Annotated in this window: 15 protein-coding genes; 9 read left to right on the plus strand and 6 right to left on the minus strand. The window is 43.9% G+C overall.

Going from position 1 to position 19,925, the window contains the following annotated elements; genetic code table 11:
• Window positions 1-85: 85 nt before the first annotated feature.
• Window positions 86-3,325: a UvrD-helicase domain-containing protein gene (locus ACFPIK_RS00350; RefSeq protein ID WP_377911044.1), complete on the plus strand. Its 3,240-nt coding sequence runs from the start codon at window positions 86-88 to the stop codon at window positions 3,323-3,325.
• The gene (locus tag ACFPIK_RS00355; RefSeq protein WP_377911045.1) at window positions 3,322-6,159 is read left to right on the plus strand and encodes a PD-(D/E)XK nuclease family protein; all 2,838 of its coding nucleotides are present in this window, start codon (window positions 3,322-3,324) and stop codon (window positions 6,157-6,159) included. The genes ACFPIK_RS00350 and ACFPIK_RS00355 overlap by 4 nt, the downstream gene beginning before the upstream one ends.
• Window positions 6,160-6,215: 56 nt before the next feature.
• Here ACFPIK_RS00355 and ACFPIK_RS00360 read toward each other — a convergent pair whose 3' ends face one another.
• Together ACFPIK_RS00360 and ACFPIK_RS00365 are read right to left on the minus strand one after the other, a co-directional pair.
• Window positions 6,216-6,671, minus strand: a complete 456-nt coding sequence (locus ACFPIK_RS00360; RefSeq protein WP_377911046.1) for a YciI family protein — start codon at window positions 6,669-6,671, stop codon at window positions 6,216-6,218.
• 12 nt (window positions 6,672-6,683) lie between these two features.
• The gene (locus tag ACFPIK_RS00365) at window positions 6,684-8,057 is read right to left on the minus strand and encodes a TIGR00341 family protein (RefSeq protein ID WP_377911047.1); all 1,374 of its coding nucleotides are present in this window, start codon (window positions 8,055-8,057) and stop codon (window positions 6,684-6,686) included.
• 394 nt (window positions 8,058-8,451) lie between these two features.
• Here ACFPIK_RS00365 and ACFPIK_RS00370 point away from each other — a divergent pair, with 394 nt between their 5' ends.
• From ACFPIK_RS00370 to ACFPIK_RS00385, 4 genes are read left to right on the plus strand one after another with little or no spacing between them, the layout of a single operon-like run.
• The gene (locus ACFPIK_RS00370) at window positions 8,452-8,823 is read left to right on the plus strand and encodes a response regulator (protein ID WP_377911048.1); all 372 of its coding nucleotides are present in this window, start codon (window positions 8,452-8,454) and stop codon (window positions 8,821-8,823) included.
• 58 nt (window positions 8,824-8,881) lie between these two features.
• Window positions 8,882-9,679: an MlaE family ABC transporter permease gene (locus tag ACFPIK_RS00375; RefSeq protein ID WP_377911049.1), complete on the plus strand. Its 798-nt coding sequence runs from the start codon at window positions 8,882-8,884 to the stop codon at window positions 9,677-9,679.
• A gap of 3 nt (window positions 9,680-9,682) precedes the next feature.
• Window positions 9,683-10,441 carry an ABC transporter ATP-binding protein gene (locus ACFPIK_RS00380; RefSeq protein WP_377911050.1) on the plus strand — a complete coding sequence of 253 codons (759 nt, stop codon included), beginning with the start codon at window positions 9,683-9,685 and terminating at the stop codon, window positions 10,439-10,441.
• On the plus strand, window positions 10,438-11,418 hold the full coding sequence (locus ACFPIK_RS00385; RefSeq protein WP_377911051.1) for an MlaD family protein: 981 nt from the start codon (window positions 10,438-10,440) through the stop codon (window positions 11,416-11,418). Before ACFPIK_RS00380 ends, ACFPIK_RS00385 begins: the two co-directional genes overlap by 4 nt.
• 61 nt (window positions 11,419-11,479) lie before the next feature.
• Here the strand turns inward: ACFPIK_RS00385 and ACFPIK_RS00390 are convergent, their stop codons facing one another.
• Window positions 11,480-12,214, minus strand: coding sequence for an energy transducer TonB (locus tag ACFPIK_RS00390; protein WP_377911052.1), 735 nt, complete (start codon window positions 12,212-12,214; stop codon window positions 11,480-11,482).
• 307 nt (window positions 12,215-12,521) lie between these two features.
• On the opposite strand from ACFPIK_RS00390, the gene pgi reads away from it, so the two are divergent.
• Window positions 12,522-14,168 (plus strand): glucose-6-phosphate isomerase, encoded by a 1,647-nt coding sequence (gene pgi / locus ACFPIK_RS00395; protein ID WP_377911053.1) that lies wholly within the window; start codon window positions 12,522-12,524, stop codon window positions 14,166-14,168.
• A gap of 4 nt (window positions 14,169-14,172) precedes the next feature.
• On the opposite strand, the gene ACFPIK_RS00400 is transcribed toward pgi, so the two are convergent.
• On the minus strand, window positions 14,173-15,747 hold the full coding sequence (locus ACFPIK_RS00400; protein ID WP_377911055.1) for a hypothetical protein: 1,575 nt from the start codon (window positions 15,745-15,747) through the stop codon (window positions 14,173-14,175).
• 101 nt (window positions 15,748-15,848) lie between these two features.
• On the opposite strand from ACFPIK_RS00400, the gene ACFPIK_RS00405 reads away from it, so the two are divergent.
• Window positions 15,849-16,274 (plus strand): LytR/AlgR family response regulator transcription factor, encoded by a 426-nt coding sequence (locus tag ACFPIK_RS00405; protein WP_377911057.1) that lies wholly within the window; start codon window positions 15,849-15,851, stop codon window positions 16,272-16,274.
• Here ACFPIK_RS00405 and ACFPIK_RS00410 read toward each other — a convergent pair.
• Complete coding sequence (locus ACFPIK_RS00410) at window positions 16,271-17,479, minus strand: S-adenosylmethionine:tRNA ribosyltransferase-isomerase (protein WP_377911059.1); 1,209 nt, start codon at window positions 17,477-17,479, stop codon at window positions 16,271-16,273. The two genes, ACFPIK_RS00405 and ACFPIK_RS00410, sit on opposite strands and share 4 nt — an antisense overlap.
• Before the next feature lie 63 nt (window positions 17,480-17,542).
• On the opposite strand from ACFPIK_RS00410, the gene menC reads away from it, so the two are divergent.
• Window positions 17,543-18,625, plus strand: coding sequence for an o-succinylbenzoate synthase (menC, locus tag ACFPIK_RS00415; protein WP_377911061.1), 1,083 nt, complete (start codon window positions 17,543-17,545; stop codon window positions 18,623-18,625).
• Here menC and ACFPIK_RS00420 read toward each other — a convergent pair.
• A complete protein-coding gene (locus ACFPIK_RS00420) occupies window positions 18,622-19,764 on the minus strand; it encodes a lactonase family protein (protein WP_377911063.1) in 1,143 nt (380 codons plus the stop codon). The two genes, menC and ACFPIK_RS00420, sit on opposite strands and share 4 nt — an antisense overlap.
• Window positions 19,765-19,925: the final 161 nt, after the last annotated feature.

The following is a 19,925-nucleotide window of genomic DNA, read 5'->3' on the forward strand; positions in this document are numbered from 1 at the left end:
TTCCTGACAATAATCGTCAAAGTGATTTTTTGGCTGTAGGAAAAAGGTCCTGCTTTCCTATCTTCGACCTGTTACTTTTTGACACATGAACCAGAAACCCTTCATCATCTACAAATCCTCAGCAGGCTCGGGTAAGACCTACACGCTCACGCTGGAATACCTCAAGTTGGCCCTGCAAAATCCAAGGTCAGGCTTTAAGCAGATTCTGGCTGTGACCTTCACCAATAAGGCTACGGCGGAAATGAAGGAGCGGATTTTGGAAGTCCTTGAGCGACTGAGTCATGGGGTGAAACAGGGGGAATTTTTGGATGAGGAGTTGATGAAATATCTAAAGTTGGATGAAAAGCAACTTCAAAGCAGGGCCCGAGAGACGCTTTTGAGTATTCTTCATGGGTATGGGTATTTTTCGGTCAGTACGATTGACTCTTTTTTCCAGAAAGTGATTCGATCTTTTGCCAGGGAAATGGACCTGCAGGCCAAGTTTGACTTGGAGATGGATACCGATGCGGTATTGGAGAGGTTGGTAGATCGGATCGTGGAGAAGGTGGCTCAGGATAAAAATCTTCGGGCATGGCTGATTGGCTATGCCGAGGAACAGATCGAAGATGGAAAAACCTGGGATATCCGAAACGGCATCAAAGGTTTGGGTCGGGAGATTTTTCAGGAGCGGTTTAAGGCCTTTCGATCACTCTTTCAGGAAAGTGTGGCTCAGGAAGGGTTTTTGGGAGAATTCCGAAAACAATTGCATACTGAGCGTCGAAAACTGATCGCCGAGGCAGAAGAAATGAAAGTAAAATCGGAGTCGATTCGGGCTCAGTTTGGCTTGGAGTGGACGGATTTTAAAGGAGGATCGAGAAGTTTTGCGTTGCGATTTTCCCGATTGGGAGATCCAAAATTTCCTTTTCCCGAACTCACAGAAGTGATGCTTCGGGATTTGCCGGATTCTACTAATTGGTTTTCCAAAGGAGCAAAAAATGCCGCCAACATCATTTCTGCAGCTGAAGGCGGTTTGATTGACATTCTTTTTTCTTGGCCGGAAAAAGTCCTTCACTGGAATACGCTCTCCGCTCTTCAGCGAAATCTGAATGCTTTTGGGGTATTCCGAGACTTGATTTTGGAGCTTCGGGACCTGAAAGACGAGGAGAGTATTCTCTTGATTTCGGATGTCAATGATTTTCTCAAACAAATTACGGAAGGTAACGAGGCGCCTTTTATCTATGAGAAAATCGGCAATCAGTACCGCCACTTCCTCATCGATGAGTTTCAGGATACCTCCGATTTTCAGTGGTCAAGCTTTCGGCCTTTGCTGGAAAACTCTTTGGCTTCAGGAAATACCAACCTGCTCGTGGGCGATGTAAAGCAGTCCATTTACCGCTGGCGAGGAGGCAAACTGGAGCTGCTTTTGAATGAAGTTCAACGGCAGATCCGAGAGGATTTGATCGAGGTGAAAAACTTGGACACCAACTTCCGAAGCCTTCCAGGAATCATCGAGTTCAATAATGCACTTTTTGAGCAATTGCCGGCCTTGATGCAATCCGGTATGCAGGACTATTTCGCAGTGGATTCTCAAAATCTGCTGAATGATGCCTTTCTTGAAGTCGCACAGAAGGTGCCTCAGAAGAAAAAAGACCTGGAGTTTCAGGGAAAAATTCATTTAGAATTTACCGAAAAGAGCAATTCTCGAAGCTCTTCTGAGGAAGAGGAAACTGAGGAAGATGAAGCGGACGAAACCGTTTTGGCCAAACTGCCCGGCTTGGTGATGCAGCTGCAGGATCAGGGCTATGGATTAAGCGACATTGCTTTTTTGGTGCGAAAAAATGCTCAGGGAGCTGAAATTGCCGATTACCTGATGAATTACCATCGGGAAAATCCTGATTCGGGGTATCGCTTTGATGTGCTTTCAGAGGAATCTCTTTTTATCGACAAATCTATTGCGGTCAAATGCCTTTTGGCTTTTTTCACCTACCTCAATAATCCTTCGGATAAAGTCGCCCTGAAGACGCTTTGGCATTATTACGCCCTGCTTTATGAGGTCGAACTCAGCCATTCGCTTTTTTATCAGCATAGCCTGCCAAATGCACTGATGGAAAAGGAGACTCAACTGCTTTCGATGGAAAACAGGCTTCTTCAGCTTCCTTTGGTGGAACTGATGGAGGAAGGCTTGGCCTTTTTGGGTTTGACCGAAAAGCAGCAGGACTTGGCGTATGTCTCCGGATTCAAGGAGGCGGTATTTGATTTCGTGAAAAAGAATCGAGCCGATCTGATGGGTTTCCTGGATTGGTGGGAGCTCAATAAGGGCAAGCGAACAGTGAAAATCCCCGAGGATCACGATGCCATGCGCATCCTGACCATTCACAAGTCTAAGGGCTTGCAGTACAAAGTGGTGATTATGCCGTTTTTGGACTGGAAAATCGTTGCAAGCGGACAGCAAGCTCCGGTGATTTGGGCGCCGTATCAGTTGGGAAATTTGGAAACCGTGATTCCCCTTACGCATCAAAAAGATCTCAAGAACTCCCACTTCTCAGACTATTACCAAGACGAAGTTCGACTCGCTTACCTCGACTCGCTAAATATGCTCTATGTGGCATTTACCCGTGCAGAAGAAGTGATTTGGGGCTTTTCGGACTTTACCAAAAGCAAAGAAGGTGTCAAACTCAACCAAACCGGTAATGTGCTTTACACGCTCTTTTCCACAGGTTTTCATATCCCGGATCCATCTGATCAGGGTTGGAATTCTGAATTGATGACCTTCGATTGGGGAGAATGGGGGAGGAAAATCCCTCCAAAAGATCAAAAGCCGAAAGCACCTTTGGGTTTGCGATGGGAGATTTTGGACTGGAAGGAAAAGCTCAAAACGCGGAATTATGCCTGGGACTTTTCCGAGGACGGTCTGCAGGCCAGAAATCAGCGAAAGCTGGGTGTGATTATCCACGAACTCTTGGCCGATTCCCAAAGCTTTGAGGACGCCTTGCGATTGCTTCGTGAGTTTACTTTCGAAGGGCGATGGGATGAGGCCACGGCTGAGGAAGTGAAGGTTCAATTAGAAATGCTGTTTGCCTTGGATCAGATTCAGGATTGGTTTGGTCCTGCCTACCAGTCGTTTTCTGAACAGGGAATTTTGCTTCCAGGAGGAGCGCAAAAGCGTCCTGACCGAATCCTGATCGGAAAAGATCAAGCCTTGGTCATCGATTTTAAAACAGGAGAAAAACGGGAAAGCCATCTAAACCAAGTCAAGGAATACATGGACTTGGTCGCCAAACTCAGTCAACTCCCAGTCAAAGGTTATTTGTGCTATCTCGAACCCACTGAAATTTTGGAAGTATGAACCCATTTTTGAAAGAAACCGCCCAAAAGATCCTTGAGTCGGGTCGAGACCTGAAGGAAATCACCGTGGTGCTTCCCAACCGACGTGCGGGCTTGTTTTTCACCCGATACATGGGAGAGTTGATCGATGAGCCGGTTTGGATGCCGGAGGTGATCACGATCGAGCAACTGTTTTACCGATTGGCAGGGAACACACCTGCCGATGAGCTGTCATTGATCTTTGAACTGTACGAGCTGTACCGTCAGATTCAAACCGAGCCTGAGGACTTTGATCGCTTTTATTTCTGGGGTGAATTGATCCTGAAAGACTTCAACGACCTAGATCAGTTTCTGGCTCCTGCGAAGACTGTTTACACCAATCTGGCCGAAATCAAAGAATTTGAATCTGATTTAAGTTACCTCTCTGAGGAGCAAAAAGAGTTGATTTCACAGTTTTGGAAGGCTTTTGAACGGCAGAATGCATCCGAGCAAGAGCGATTCCTGAGATTTTGGCAGATTTTGGCCCAGCTCTATGAGGGCTTTCATGCTAGACTTCGCACGGCGAGTTTAGCCTATTCCGGTCAATTGTACAGGCAGGTAGCGGAAAATACAGACCTTATCACAAAGCCTGAGAAGCACCTAGTCTTTGTGGGTTTTAATGCCTTTACCCTGACCGAGGAAAAGCTGATCAAGCATTTTGTGAAGGAATTTGGGGCGGAGATTTACTGGGATGTGGATGCCTATTACTTGCATGATCGACTCCAGGAAGCGGGTTTGTTTTTCAGAGATTACCAAAAAGATCCCGTGTTGGGAAAAACTTTCCCGGAGGAAATCCCTGCTGAAATCAGTCAAAAAGCCGCATTAATCCATACCCATGCTATTCCGCTGAAAACCAATCAGGCCAACTTGGTCGGTAAACTTTTGGAAAAAGTGGGTACCGAGGAAGCCTTGGAAGAAACGGTGATTATCCTGCCTGATGAGCAATTGCTTTTTCCGGTCCTTCACACGCTTCCTGAGACGATTTCCAAACTCAACGTGACCATGGGTTATCCCATCCGAAATGCGCCGATTTATGCCTTTTTGGATGCGGTCTTGGACTTGCAGCGTTATGCGAAGTGGAGAAATGGCCAGGTGTTCTTTTACCACAAGCCGGTGATTGACTTGCTTTCATTTTCTTACCTGAAAGCCTCGGATTCGGAATTTGCCAAGGAAATCTCAGAAAAGATCAAGCTGGATAATCTCTTGGATGTGCCAGTAGAAGTTTTGGCCAAAGAGGGCACCTTGTTTCAACTGGTTTTCCGAAAGGTCGAGCCACAGGATCTTTTTGATTATTTGGGAGAAATCATCCAATACCTCGCGCAGGAACTGAAAGAAGATGTCATTCAGCGCAGCTATTTGTATCAAGCTTTCAAACAGCTGAATCGATTGAAGGAAGTTTTCCAAACTAACCAGGACAAGGGATTGAAGATGGACTTTGTGCTAAAGTTGTTTCGGCAGATTTTTAGGGAGTTGAAATTGCCTTTCGAAGGAGAACCGCTTCAGGGTCTGCAGATCATGGGCGTGTTGGAGTCGAGAAACTTGGACTTTCGCCGTGTGATCATCTGTGATGTGAACGAGGGCAGCTTTCCTCCAGGAGGAGGAATCAATTCGATGATTCCGTTTAACCTTCGCCGAGCTTTTGGTTTGCCGGTTCAGGAGCAGAATGACGCGATTTATGCCTATACTTTTTACCGTCTCTTGCATCGGGCAGAAGAGGTTCACCTGATTTACACCACAGCAGCTGATCAGGGGAAAGCCAATGAAGTCAGCCGATTTGTGCAGCAGATGCAGGCGGAGCTTCATGTCCCCAAACCTGAGACCGTGATGATTCCCGTGCAATTGACTCCAGGTAAGGAGATCACCTTGGAAAAGACACCTGAGATTTTGCAGCGGCTTGCCAGCTATGTGAAAAAGGAGGAGGAAGATTCGTATGCGAAAAGCTTTTCCGCTTCCGCGCTTTCCATGTATTTGGATTGTCGTTTAAGATTCTATTTCCGCTATGTGGCGGGTTTGAAGGAAAAGGAGGAAGTGGTGTCGGAGATCGATCCGATGACGTTTGGAACGCTTTTGCACAGTGCATTGGAGTTCCTATATGAAGTAGAAGAGGGTAAGTCCCATCGGGATATTGATTCTCATACCATTGATCGTTTGCTGCCTCAGGTGCCCGAAGCGGTAGATAAGGCCATTCGCAAGTTTTACAAAAAGGAAGCAGGAGAGGAGTTTGAGCTGAGCGGGCAGTTGGTGATCGCCCGGGAGGTTTTTATCAAGTATGTGAAAGAAATCCTGAGTTACGATCAGAAGAATGGCCCTTTCCGGGTGATTGGTTTGGAGAAAGAGTACCAAGCTGGAATTCCCTTAGAAACTTCTCAGGGTAGGGTAGAAATCGCGCTCAAAGGCGTGATCGACCGAATGGATATCAAAGACGGCGTGGTGCGATTGCTGGATTACAAAACAGGAAAAGACAACAAAACTGTGCGTTCGATCGCTTCGCTTTTTGATCGGGAAGATGACAAGCGAAACAAGGCGGCCATGCAAACCTTGCTCTATGCTTACTTCTATCAATACGAGCACCGAGCTAATCAGCTTCCTTTGAAACCGGGAATTTTCAATATCAAGGAAATCTACAATCCTCAGTTCAGTCCATTTTTGGTCATGGACAAAGAGGAAATTTCTGATTACCGGGATTTTGCCGCCGAGTTTGAAAGCGGATTAAGCGGATTATTGGCTGAGATCTTCAACCCCGAAGTTCCTTTTGACCAGACGGAGGACGAGAAAAAGTGCACTTTTTGTGCTTACAAGGAGATTTGTGGGAGGTGATTCCAGTAGGTAGTGGTCAGCTTCCAGTGTTCAGAAAGACTGCGATTGAAGGCTGATCACTGAACACTTCCTTTAGCGATCTTCCCATGAATCTCATTTACCATCATGAGCGCAGCAGAACCGTACCACTCTTTCAAGTCCATTTTGAGTACACCGGCTTGGATGGCTGGGTCAGTTTCGGTGAGGGCTTTAGCTTCGTCAATGCTTTGCACATCGAAGATGTATATACCACGTAGGTCATCATTTCCGAAGAAAGGTCCGGCCAATACCAGTTTTCCCATCTCTGCCATTTTTCCAATGTTAGCCATGTGACCGGCTTGGATTTCCTGCCGTTGTTCTGGGGTATATTCTGCCACTCGGTCACCTCTAAGGAGGAAAGCCATGACGTATTTTTTCATTCCGATATTATCTGCTCCTAATTTTTTGGCTAGGGCTTCGTCATATTGGCTTTGGGCAGATACACCGAAAGAAAAACTAAATGCAGCGAGTAAGGTAGCAATCCACAGTTTCATAGTCATTGGAGGTTATTTTAAGAGAAAGGCGAGGGTGTCAGATTTGGTTCTGACTTTTATCCAGTCTTTGAATTTTTTGATTTCAGATGCAGAGGGTGCAGGTTGGAAGTCTGCATAGACAGCAAGTAAGGTATCTGTCTTATTTGTTTTTAAATCTTTGAAAATGGTCCTCCCAAGACTGAATTTTTGAAGACCTGGATGATTTATTTGTGCCTCAGCGGAAATTTCCAATCCTAAAATCCTTGTTTCGGAATCCTCCGCCAGTTCTTTTTCCAATAAGGCAATTCGAGCATCCTTGTCCTTGATCAAAGCTTCATTTCGTTCGTAAAGTGTTTTCAAAATATCATTTGTCAGTACTTTGATATCAGTTCCATTTCCACTTTGATTAATAATCAATTTAGTGTCATTCAATCCAAAGTCCTTGATTTTCTTTTCCAAAATAGCTATTTCATCATCAGATAACTGATTACCAATCAGGCTTACTTCGATGATTTTCTCATCTTTTGAATAGATGAAATCGCTGTTCAAAATTTGGGTTTGGGGAAATTGGATTTCAACTCTTACAAAATCTTGTGCCTGCTGATTCCAAATCGATTTTTTTACAATACCATAAGCTAAGTAAACACTTGGGATAACCGTCAGGAGGGAGAAAAGAGTAATGTAGGTTTGTACTCGCTTTTCCTTTTTTGAGTCAAGAAATTGCTTTTTAGGATACTTCATAAACCTCACAATTAAATAAGTAGAGAGGCTGATGAAGACAGAGTTGATGAAGAACAAATAAAAAGCGCCAAAGAAGAAAAGTAGATTACCTGAAGCGAGTCCATAGCCAGCAGTACAAAGTGGTGGCATTAGCGCTGTGGCAATGGCCACGCCTGGAATAGCATTACTCTTTTCTTTTCTTGAGCCTGCTATGATCCCGGCTAGTCCTCCAAACAAGGCGATCAAAACATCCCAAACCGTGGGTTCCGTCCTGGCCAAAAGTTCTGACTGCGCATCATGGATAGGTGTAATGTAAAAGTATAGTGTGGACGTTAGGATGGAAATAAAGACTGCGACCCCCAGATTTCGAAAGGATCGCTTAAGTAAATCAAAGTCGTTGATTCCTGCCGCTAACCCAATCCCCATGATAGGTCCCATGAGAGGGGAGATGAGCATCGCTCCTATGATGACCGCCGTAGAATTGACGTTCAAACCAATGGAAGCGACGAAGATCGCAAAGATTAAAATCCAGAGATTTGCTCCCTTAAACTCGACATTTTTGGAGATGTAATCCATGGTCTCCAACTCGTCTTCTTTGCCTTCTTCCAAATCAAATCGGTCCCTTAGGTAAACTATAGATCGGATAAATCTACTTCGGGTTTTACTTTTTTGATTTTCAATTTCCATATAGGCAATATATCGATATACCTGATTTTTATCGGAAAGTGAATTTCATTTATCTGGAGTTTTTTGAATTAAAACAGGGGAGGCTAGACTTTTTTTATTTGGACTAATGAGTAAATATTCATTTGAAAATAAGCGTTGAATGTAGAAACCTATGCTTCATATGATGACAAATAACTAATTGATTTAAAGATTTTTAAAATACTTTTAAGCGAAACTTAATTTGTTTAAGCTAAAAAAATTAGACTTGGCTAAAAATTCAAAAACCGAGGTGGATCCTAGTTAGAATGTATTAATTTAAACCTATGGATAAATCCGGCTTTCGGTTTTCTTTCGTTTCTTTGATGTCACAAGTTCGATCCCACTAGAGGATCCCAGTAAGAGGAAGAAAAGTCGCATGACTCAGATAAAGAAAAGACAAATTGCAGTACTGGATGATGACCAAATCCAGCACATACTTTTTAGAAAAAGAGCAACTCAGTTGGCATTAGACATACAGTTGGATTTTTTTGAAGAACCTGAGACGTTGTTGGAATTCATGAAGAGTAATGAGGTAGAAACCATCATTTCCGATCTTAATCTTGAATCAATGAGTGGATGGTTATTTATTGAAGTATTGTTTAAAACCGGCTTTGAAGGAAAGCTGTTCATTGTGACGGCTTCTATCATCCCCGCCGATAGAACAAAAGCTAAAAAAGAGAAACGGATTCAGGGCTTCTATGAAAAACCGCTTTCTGATTCCGACCTTATTCAAATCCTGACCGCTTGAGGTAAAATCTCCAAGCCTTTTAATAAAAATCCTTATTTTGGAACATCTGAACTAAACTATGGCAGGACAAGCAGACGATCGAAAGCCCCTGCTTTCGAAGAAAATTGATAAGTTTTTTACCGGACTGGCGGACGCTTGGAATTTTGTAAGAAGGTTCTTTCAGGAGGTTTTTTTGCCTCCTTATGAATTCAGAGAAGTAATTCACCAATGTTATAGAATAGGTGTTGAATCTCTTCCGTTGATTTCCTTGACGGGGTTTATTGTGGGGATTGTGTTTACCAATCAATCACGACCATCTTTATCTGAATTTGGAGCGACTTCTTGGTTACCTGCGTTGATTGCCATTGCAATTGTAAGGGCAATGGGGCCATTGGTGACAGCTCTCATTGCAGCAGGCAAGGTAGGATCTAGCATTGGAGCGGAGATCGGATCTATGAAGGTGACTGAGCAAATTGATGCCATGGAAGTTTCAGCAACCAATCCTTTCAAATTTTTGGTGGTTACAAGAGTATTGGCGACAACGTTCATGATTCCTATTTTAGTGATGTATACCGATTTCGTAGCGCTTATGGGATCGTTTATCAATGTAAATGGAAAAGAATTAGTCAGTCTTTCGACCTTCTTTGTGCAGGTATTTGATGCGATTACATTTCTTGATGTCTTTTCTTCTGTTATCAAATCCATTGTGTTCGGATTTACGATCGGAATAGTGGGATGCTACAAGGGGTATCACTCTTCCAAAGGAACTGAGGGTGTAGGACGTGCTGCCAATTCAGCAGTGGTTATTTCTATGTTTTTGATCTTCATTGAAGAGTTGCTAGCTCTTCAGATCGTCAATGCAATCAGGGCAATGTAAGCTATGGATACTAGGGAAAAAGTTGTCATCGTTCGGGATCTGTATAAATCCTTTGGAGACTTGGATGTCCTAGAGGGGGTGGATTTGGATTTATTCCGTGAGGAAAATTTGGTGGTATTGGGTAGGTCAGGGACTGGAAAATCTGTTTTGATCAAAATTATGGTGGGACTTTTGAAGCAAGACAGTGGAAGCATGCATGTCTTGGGTAAGGAAGTATCCACGCTCAATACCAAAGACCTAAACGCACTCAGGCTGAAAATTGGGTTTTCGTTTCAAAACTCCGCACTTTACGATTCCATGACAGTAAGAGAAAACATGGAGTTTCCTTTAGTTAGGAATGTGAAGAATCTTACCAAAAAAGAGGTTACTATGAGAATTGAGGAGCTCTTGGATGCAGTAGGACTACCACAAACTATCAATCAGATGCCTTCCGAATTATCAGGGGGCCAAAAGAAGCGAATTGGTGTGGCCAGAACGTTGATACTAAATCCGGAGATCATGCTTTACGATGAACCTACTGCTGGCTTGGACCCAATAACCTGCGTGGATATCAATAACCTGATCAATGAAGTACGGGAAAGGTATAAAACCACTTCGATTGTCATTACCCACGATTTGGCTTGTGCCAAACAGACCGGCGACCGAATGGCTGTCCTTCTGGATGGGAAATTTAAAGCGATGGGCACCTTTGAGGAAGTATTTCCTCGTGCCGTCGATGAACGTATCAAATCATTCTACGATTATAATTTTATCAACTCATGAGAGGAGAAAATAAACGATCTGTCCTGGTAGGCATTTTTGTCTTTTTGGGAATCGCCATTTTGGTGGTTGGTATCCTGACCTTGGGAGGTCAGCAGAAAAAATTTGTGAAGGCAATACACCTTAAGGCGGTATTTGATGATATCGAAGGCCTTCAGACGGGAAATAACATTTGGTTTTCGGGCGTGAAAATCGGTACTGTTCGGAAAATAAATTTCTATGGAGATTCCCAAGTGGAAGTAGAAATGAATGTGGAACAGTCAGTATCAGAGTTTATTCGCAAAAATTCAAAGGCAACCATCAGTTCGGATGGACTGATCGGAAATAAAATCATCGTCATCTATGGAGGCAGTACAGATTATCCTGTGGTCGAAGAAGGCGATAGACTGGAGGCAGTAATGCCCTTGGACACGGATAAAATGATGGAAACACTCCAGGAAAACAATAAGAACCTGGTTGACATCACCAATGACTTGAAACTTCTAACTGGAAAGCTGGCCGCAGGAGAAGGTATTGTAGGTGCAGTAATGACGGATTCCACACTGGCAAAAAACTTCAGAACGATTCTGGTCAACCTAGAAAGAGCCTCTACCAACAGTAATAAAATGATTGCTGACCTGAATACCTTCAGTGCCAAATTGAATCAAAAAGGTAATATGCTGAACGACCTGGTCACAGATCAGACGATAGTTCCTGACCTGAAAGCTACCATGGAAAACCTCAAAGCTACCAGCGCAAACACTGAGGTACTCACCAAAGAGTTTAAAGCCATCACTGATAAGTTGAACTCGAAGGAAAATTCCTTTGGTATGTTGCTCAATGATCCTGAGTTTGCCAAATCCCTGAAAAGTACCTTGGAAAATACTGACTCTGCGACCTATAATCTCAATAAAGGAATGGAAGCACTTGAATACACTTGGCCGTTCAACAAAGGATTCAAGCGAAAAGCTAAAGCAGAGGAAAAAGCAGGGGGGAATTGAGAGTTCTGAATCCAAAAAAACAACGGCCAAAGTAGAACAAGTCAACTTTGGCCGTTGTCATTTACCCCAATTTGAAACTGATGGGTAAATAAAGCCAGGCTTTCACGGACTGTCTATCGACATCAAGGGCGGGATTGAAGTTTCCTTTAAATTCTTTTACCATTCTGAGTGCTTCTTTCACCAGATTTTTATCCATGATTGCTTCATTGGCTACCTCGTATTCCAGTAGTTGACCTGATTCGGAGATGAGAAGAGCTAGAAAAACAGTCCCTGATATTCCTGACTGTCTTGCCGCCATGGGGTATGTCAGATTTTTGGCCACAAAAGCTTTCCATTTTTCCACTTCATAGCCAGGTAAAAAGTCAGAATACGGCAGTTCGTAAGGTTCCGGAGTTCCTTCGCGCCAGATTTCATAGCGGTCATAGTTATGTCTGATTACTTGCCCCTTCTTGACCCCCTTGTCAAAATAAAGGGTCAAAGACTTTTGATTGTCTAGGTTAAGGAGTGTTTGACTGACGAGGTTTCCTGCTGTATCGTAGGTGTCAGTTAATTCCTGATTAAACTTCTCTGCTTCATTATAGCTGACTTTGATCTGTTTGATTTTTCTGTTTTGATTGTCAAAAATCAAGTAAAGCATCTCTTTGGAAGACAGCTTTGACTCGTTCATGGTATAGACTTTTTCATCAGCATCCTTTTTCGAGATTTCGTAAAAGTGCCGGTTGAGTGGAGTGGTTTTTTGGGCGTAACTCAGGTAAGAAGCTATCAATAAACTGAAGAGAAAAGTGAGTTTTTTCATGAATTGAACTAGATGAAAGGATGAATTAAACCGGTTTTACAAGCGATCCCAAAAGTTTTAATTTGATGTTTTACTTACCTGTAACATATCTTCTAGGCGAGTCTGTTCAAATTTTTTATGCCCAATTACTCAAACAGAAAGTGATCAATGACAAACTAAGACTTTTTGCAAAATAGGTCCTCTTTCAATTTTGTCCAATGCTTAATCGAGAAATCTTCTTTTTTGGATGATTACTTTTCATTTCGCTTTATGCCGTGATAAAGCATAAGGATAAATCTTATTTTTGCCAAAACCTTACCTAGACCTCATGAATACGATTAATCCTAGTACTACTCCTGCATGGGGTAGGTTAGTATCTCTTCAAGAAAAGTACAAGCACCTTTCCATAAAATCCCTGTTTGAAAAATCTGAACGCTTTGAGCGCTATAGTCTTCAATTGGAGGATCTTTTAGTAGATTATTCCAAAAACAGGGTAAATGGCGAGATTTTTTCAGCTCTGATGGATTTGGCTAGGGAGACAGAGCTTCATCAGGCCATTGAGAGCATGTTTTCAGGAGTAGCTATTAACCAAACTGAGAATAGAGCTGTACTTCATACTGCCCTTCGCAATCGATCCAACCATCCCGTCTATGTGGATGGCAAGGACGTGATGCCAGAGATCAATTCGGTCTTGACTCAGATGAAGGGCTTTGCAGATCAAATACATGGAGGTACTTGGCTGGGATATACCGGCAAGCCAATCAAGTCTTTGGTAAATATTGGAATCGGTGGTTCTGACCTGGGGCCTGTGATGGTCACCGAGGCCTTGAAGCCTTTCCAGAACCCAAACTTGGAGATCTTTTTTGTATCCAATGTTGACGGAACTCATATCGCTGAGACGTTAAAGAAGGTCGATCCTGAAACCACCCTTTTCTTCATTGCCTCCAAAACCTTTACCACTCAGGAGACCATGACCAATGCACATACTGCCAGGTCCTGGTTTTTGGAGCAGGCAAAGGATGAGTCTGCTGTGGCCAAGCATTTTGTGGCCCTATCCACCAATTCCAAAGCAGTCGCTGCTTTTGGGATTGACACCAAAAACATGTTTGCCTTTTGGGATTGGGTAGGAGGAAGGTACTCACTTTGGTCAGCGATCGGATTACCGATCGCCTGCGTGATCGGTTTTGATAAGTTTGAGCAGCTATTGTCTGGCGCCTATTCCATGGATGAGCATTTCCGTCACTCAACCTTTGAGCGCAATATTCCGGTAGTCCTTGCTATGATCGGTATTTGGAATACCAATTTCCTAGGGGCTGCATCTGAAGCAATTCTACCTTATGATCAATACCTGCACCGATTTGCTGCCTATTTCCAGCAAGGAAATATGGAAAGCAATGGGAAATATGTCACTCGTCAAGGTGATAAGGTCAATTATTCTACCGGACCGATCATCTGGGGTGAACCCGGTACCAATGGGCAACATGCCTTTTACCAATTGATCCATCAGGGTACTCATTTGATTCCTTGCGATTTCATAGCACCGGCGATCTCGCACAACCCCATCGGGGATCATCACCAAAAATTGCTTTCCAATTTCTTTGCCCAAACAGAAGCATTGATGAAAGGTAAGCCGCTGGATGAAGTGCATGCCGAAATGAGAAAGGCCGGAAAATCAGAATCAGAAATCGATCAAGTCGCCCCTCATCGGGTATTTGAAGGTAACCGTCCAACAAATTCCATTCTGGTGAAGAAAATCACACCCTACACACTAGGTCAGCTGATTGCCATGTACGAGCACAAGATTTTTGTCCAAGGCGTCGTGTGGAATATCTTTAGCTTTGATCAGTGGGGCGTAGAGTTGGGCAAGGTGCTTGCCAATGGCATTCTCCCGGAACTGGCAGGTGAAGAGGAGGTGACTTCCCACGACAGCTCCACCAATGGCCTGATCAATGCCTACAAAGCGATGAGAAAGTAAAATATTAGGGAGTAAATATCCCGTTCCAGTCCAATTCAAACATTCTCGGGGGAGTGCTGCTGCCTGCTAGGCTCAGCGACTCTCCCGAGATTTTTGTTTCTAGGGTTCCTGTAAAGGTAATCCCTTCTGTCTGGCCTAGACTGATGGGGCTTCCAAGGAAAAACTGGTATCCTTTGCTGGATGCGATTGTATTTCCATTGAAATTTGGAATACCCCAGACAAAGGCCCGTGAGGAAATCCCTTTGTTTTCATAACCGATCAGCACAAGGTGCTTTCCATCAGAAGTCACATCCGCTCCTGTGATCAATCCCTGCGTATCCCACTCCCCAATCAAGGCAGCGCTGTGCTTTCCCGCATCGCTGCTTAGTGTATAGTGTTTGGTTTTGGAATCCGTCCAGTTTTTGGAGAAAAGGTGGATTTTTCCATTGGCAAAAACCATCGCTTCACAGTCAAAATTGTGTGAATTGGCGGTGAAGGAAAACTGGCTTTGGTCGCTAAAGCTAAATTCGATGAGTTGAGGCTGTACCTTGGTTTGGCTGATCAGATCAGCAATCGAAATCTTCAGGATTCGAAGGTCTTTTCTATTCCCAAGGTTATTGCCAAAGTCACCTACAAATACATGCGTCTGACTTACGGCCAAGTCTTCCCAATCGATATTGCTGACACCTTCTACCGTAATGGTACGGAGCAAAGCACCAGTCTGAGGGTTAAGCTCGTAGATCTCCGCGGCATTTCCTCCGTCGTTGATCGAAAATAGTTTTCCTTGGACCCAAGCTAAGCCTGAAGTCTCACGCTGACTTTGGGGAAGATCCACAGGCAGATAAGGAACCAATTCGGTGGGGAATCCCTCAGGAGAAAGTGTAAAACTGCGCTGATTTAGGCTAAAATGTTTAGTGATAAATTGATCCGGATCAGTGTCTCCTGTTGCTCTAAATTGGAACTGGGCATGTGAAAAAGCCGAATTGGTGACCGGTAGCCTGATTTTTTTGCCTCCAGCCAAGGGGACATCCACTTTCAGAGATGTTTCCTTGTGATAGACATAGTAGAAGCCTGATTTTTCAACTAGTGGAGAGGATGTGCCATTTGCTAGCAAAGGTGGGGTTGGGACATTCCGTTTGGAAAATGTAAGTAGCCCATAGGTGGAATACCCTTTCAGTTTGAGGTTTACGGCTGATGCGCCTACCTGAACCTCCCCGGTGACTGTGATTGGGAGCTCTGAAGAAATTGGATTGGTATTGGAAGGGTTTCCCTGGTAAGAGTACGATCCTGCCGGTAGTTCAATGGAATAACTTTTTGAAAAATCGTTTGGATTGATTCTCAGATCATAACTTTTTCCATCCTGAGTGTTTTTAAATGTAACCTGAAAATCTGAGGGGAAAAGGTGATTCCAGCTGACACTTGCATTGGCTCTTCCGTTTGGAACAGTACCGGATATCAACTCTATTCCAGTGATAGTTATTTTGGTTTGAGGTACGCTTGGTTTTTCATTTTCCTTGCAGGAAAAAAGTATAATTCCCAACAGTAAAACAGTCCAGATTGGACTTAAATGCGGTTTATGGAAAAAATTGCTTTTCATCATCTTTGAAATTCGGGAGTCCTGACAAATATAATCTCTTTATCCTCCCTTTATTTCAAACAATATCATTACCCGTCTGTTAAATCAACAAAACTTCCCGAGGTATGAAAGAACTGTTAGAGGGTATAAAGCGGAATGGCAATGGAAATGGCAACGGTAACGGAGAAAAAAAGCCATTTTCCCAAGAATCGAAGCTTCTGGTTAAAGATGCAGTGTTTGTCAGGCATGAAGGCAGTTTGGTAAAAGTCAAGTTTGATGACATTCTCTGGCTAAAAGGAGACGGAAACTACACGACCTTGATTACTAAAAAGGCTGTTTTTTCAGTGAGGAATATTCTTAAAGAATTTGAAGGCGTGTTGCCTCAAGACCAATTTTTGCGCATTCACAAAAGCTATATCGTGCAAGTATCAGAGATCCAGTCCATCAATACCAAAGAAGTGATGGTGGGCAATGATCTAGTTCCGGTGGGCAGAACCTACTACCACGATCTCATCAGCGGTATTCAGAAGCTGGGTAATCTAGGAGATTAAATCCACAGCAAACTGCTGTCACCATAACTCAGGAAGTGGTAATCTCTGTCGAGCGCTTCCTGATATACTTTTTTCCAATCTCCTCCCAAAATCGCTGAAATAAGCAAAATCAAGGTTGAGCCTGGCTGGTGAAAGTTGGTGATCAATCCATCCACCAACTGAAATCGATATCCTGGGAAAAGAAAAATCTCCGTGGTTCCCAAGATCGTGTCAGCGGATTTCTCATTCATCTCTTCCAAAATAGCGGTCAAAGCTTCTTTTCTAGAAGGGATTCCTAATCGGTTTTGGTAAGGAAATAGCTTTTCAATTTGAAAGCCGCTGCCTTTCGATTCTAAAAGTTTGACCCCGTACCAAAATAGACTTTCTAAAGTGCGGACAGAAGTGGTGCCTACCGCCACGATTTTGCCGGAGTGAGAAAGAAGCTTTTCCACGGTTTCCCTTCTGATTTCCATTTGCTCGGAATGCATCGGATGCTCTAGAACATTATCGACTTTGATGGGCTGAAAGGTTCCTGCGCTTACGTGAAGGGTGACTTCAGCCTCCTGCACGCCTTTCGCTCTCAGTTTTTCAAAAACCTCTTCTGTAAAGTGAAGACCCGCAGTCGGTGCGGCCACAGCTCCTTCTTTTTTGCTGTAAACCGTCTGATATCGTGATTTGTCATCCTCCACAGGTTTTCTATTCAGGTAGGGAGGTAACGGAACTTCACCGCTTGCTTCGACGAGGTCCACAAAAGCTACTTGCTCATCACTCCATGAAAAAACCACCTGCTTTTTGTCCCGATCCACGATTTTGGCACTCAAGATGACCTCTTTGTCACCGAGTTGAATGGTTCCGGTCAGAATTTCGCCTTCTTTCCATTTTTTGGCATTTCCGATCATGGTTTCCCAAGTCACGGGTCTCTTCGAAAGCATAATCTCTGAGATGACCGTGGTGGGGGCAACAGGCTGCAAGAGGAAAACTTCGATTCGGGCACCGGTCTCCCGCTGAAAAATCAGTCTGGCAGGAATTACTTTGGTGTTGTTGTAAACCAATAACGTGTCGCTGGCAAGAAGATCAGGCAAATCGTAGAAATGGAAATGCTTCATTTCTCCGTTTTTGTACTGAAGCAATTGAGATGAATCCCGCTTTTGAAGGGGAAACTTGGCAATGCGCTCTTCCGGTAATGTATATTCGAAGTCTCTTAAGTCGATATTTGGGATTTCCATGAGAAATGCTGATTTCGGCGGCAAATATACTTAACCGAATTTATCCCTCAGGGTTATGCTTCTATGACTATCTCTTCCAAACTCAAATTTTCCTATCTCAAAAGAACATTGGATTTTCGATTTGATGCCGGCACCTCGCGCGGGGTGTTGAAAACGAGGGATGTTTATTGGATTAAGTGTTGGAGTGAATTCAATCCTTCTGTGATCGGGTGGGGTGAAGCAGCCCCTTTGGTGGGTTTGAGCCCTGATTTTCTGGAGGATTTTGAACAAAAACTTCAAGAGCAATTGGTGGCAGCGGAAAACCAGTCTTGGCCAACTACAGAAGATGAACTCCTACTCTTGATCAAAGAGCTTGTTCCGATGGACTTGCCGTCCATCAGGTTTGGACTGGAAACAGCTGTCCTGGACCTTTTGAACGGGGGCCAAAAGCGAATTTTGCCCAACAATTTTTTTGATCAGGGGCTCTCCATCCCCATCAATGGCCTGATCTGGATGGGTGACAGGGATTTTATGCTTCGACAAATCGATCAGAAATTGGAGGAGGGCTTTAACTGCATCAAGATGAAAATCGGAGCGATTGACTTTGATCAGGAGCTAGAGTTGATTAGATATATTAGAGAAAGGGTGTCTCCCGAAAAGATGGTGCTTAGGGTGGATGCCAATGGAGCTTTTTCTGTTGAAGAGGCATTGTGCAAGTTAGAACGACTGTCAGCCTACGCACTCCACAGCATCGAGCAGCCGATCAAAGCAGGTCAATGGAAGCAGATGAGAGCCTTGTGTCAATCCACTCCGTTGCCCATCGCACTCGATGAAGAATTGATCGGAGTCAATGATAAAGCGGAACTTCTTGACGAAATACGTCCCCAGCACATCATCTTGAAACCGACCTTGGTCGGGGGGATTTTGGAAACCCGAGAGTGGATCCACTTAGCTGAGGAGCGTGGAATCGGCTGGTGGATGACTTCCGCTTTGGAAAGCAATATCGGGCTCAATGCGATTTGTCAATTGGCATCCTCACTCAAGCCGAGTATTCCACAGGGACTTGGTACCGGAAAGTTGTATCACAATAACATCGACTCGCCGCTGCAAGTACACAGCGGGCAGATTCATTACCACGCTACCATTCCTTGGGAGACACCCGCTTAATTGGGCAATCGGTGCAGGTAAACCGGCTTGTGTACGTTAGCTTTCCAAGGAGTGAGAGATAAAATCCCTGAAATTGAGTCTCGTTCAAAAATCACAATGTCGTGGCTGGCTTGGTGTGCAGCTAGCAGGTATTTCCTGTCTCCCGTCAGATTAAAATTGCGCGGCATTAATCCGCCCGATGGAATATTTTGAACCCGGGTATAGCTTCCGTCGGGCTTTTTCCCAAAGACAGAAATGGTATTAGCCTCACCGCGATTGGATACATAGACGTGTTTGCCGTCAGGTGAAACTCTGATTTCCGCAGCTCCCACTGTGCCTTTAAAACCTTCATCCAATAGGCTTAGGCGTTGTTTCGGGGTCAGTACTCCCTTTTCATATCCGAACACATCCAACACTGCACTCATTTCCTCTACCACAAGGACCTCTGTTCCATCAGCAGAAAAGGCCAAATGCCTGGGTCCGTCTCCGGGAGTCATTGGATATTCTCCGGCCAATCGGAGCGGCTCATTATTCTGAGCATTGAAATCATAAACATAAATCTTATCCGTACCCAGATCAGCTACGAGCACTCGTTTTCCCTCGGGATCAAAGGTGGTAGAATGGACATGGGGACCTTCCTGTCTGTCAGGATTGATGCTCTTTCCACTATGCTGAATCTTTTGTACAAAATCGACTTGACCGAGACTGTCTACTTTGAAGACTGTCAGGCTGCCACCTGAATAATTTCCCAAAATCAGGAAATCTTCCTCGGGAGAAAGTGAAATATGGCAAGGATGATCCCCTTCCGAATCATCTTGGTCAATCAGATTGAGTTCGTTGGTTTCAGGATTTCTGGTGAATGAAAGGACCCTACCTCCTTTGATTCCCGCTTCTTCTTCCAGTGAAAAGACCTTTTTTCCATCTTTTGAAGCAATGACAAAGGACGGATTTGCAATGCCTGCTGCGATGGTCTGGACAGTCATGAGGTTTTCATCAGGAGAAAAATAGAGGTGATTGATCCCGTGGTGTAGCGAATCGGTGTAGGTCCCGACCAAAAATTCATACGAAATAGGAGCTGTGATTTCTGCTTTTAGGGCGGTTTTGGGTTTGCTGCAAGCGGTCATCAAAAGGAGGGTAGAAAGTAAAATAGCCTGTTTCATGAAAGAAAAATAGCAAAAAAATCCACGATGGGTGTCTTTTTGATTTTTTATAAAAAGTGAATTTTTGAATGAAAAAATAAAATATTATGCTCATTTGGTTACTAAAAATTCAAATAATATTCCAAAAAACGGAAATATTCCTAATTTGCCTAGCCTATTAA

Origin of the sequence: Algoriphagus aquatilis (genome assembly GCF_042657405.1) — a bacterium.
In the GTDB taxonomy this organism is placed as follows: Bacteria; Bacteroidota; Bacteroidia; order Cytophagales; family Cyclobacteriaceae; genus Algoriphagus; species Algoriphagus aquatilis.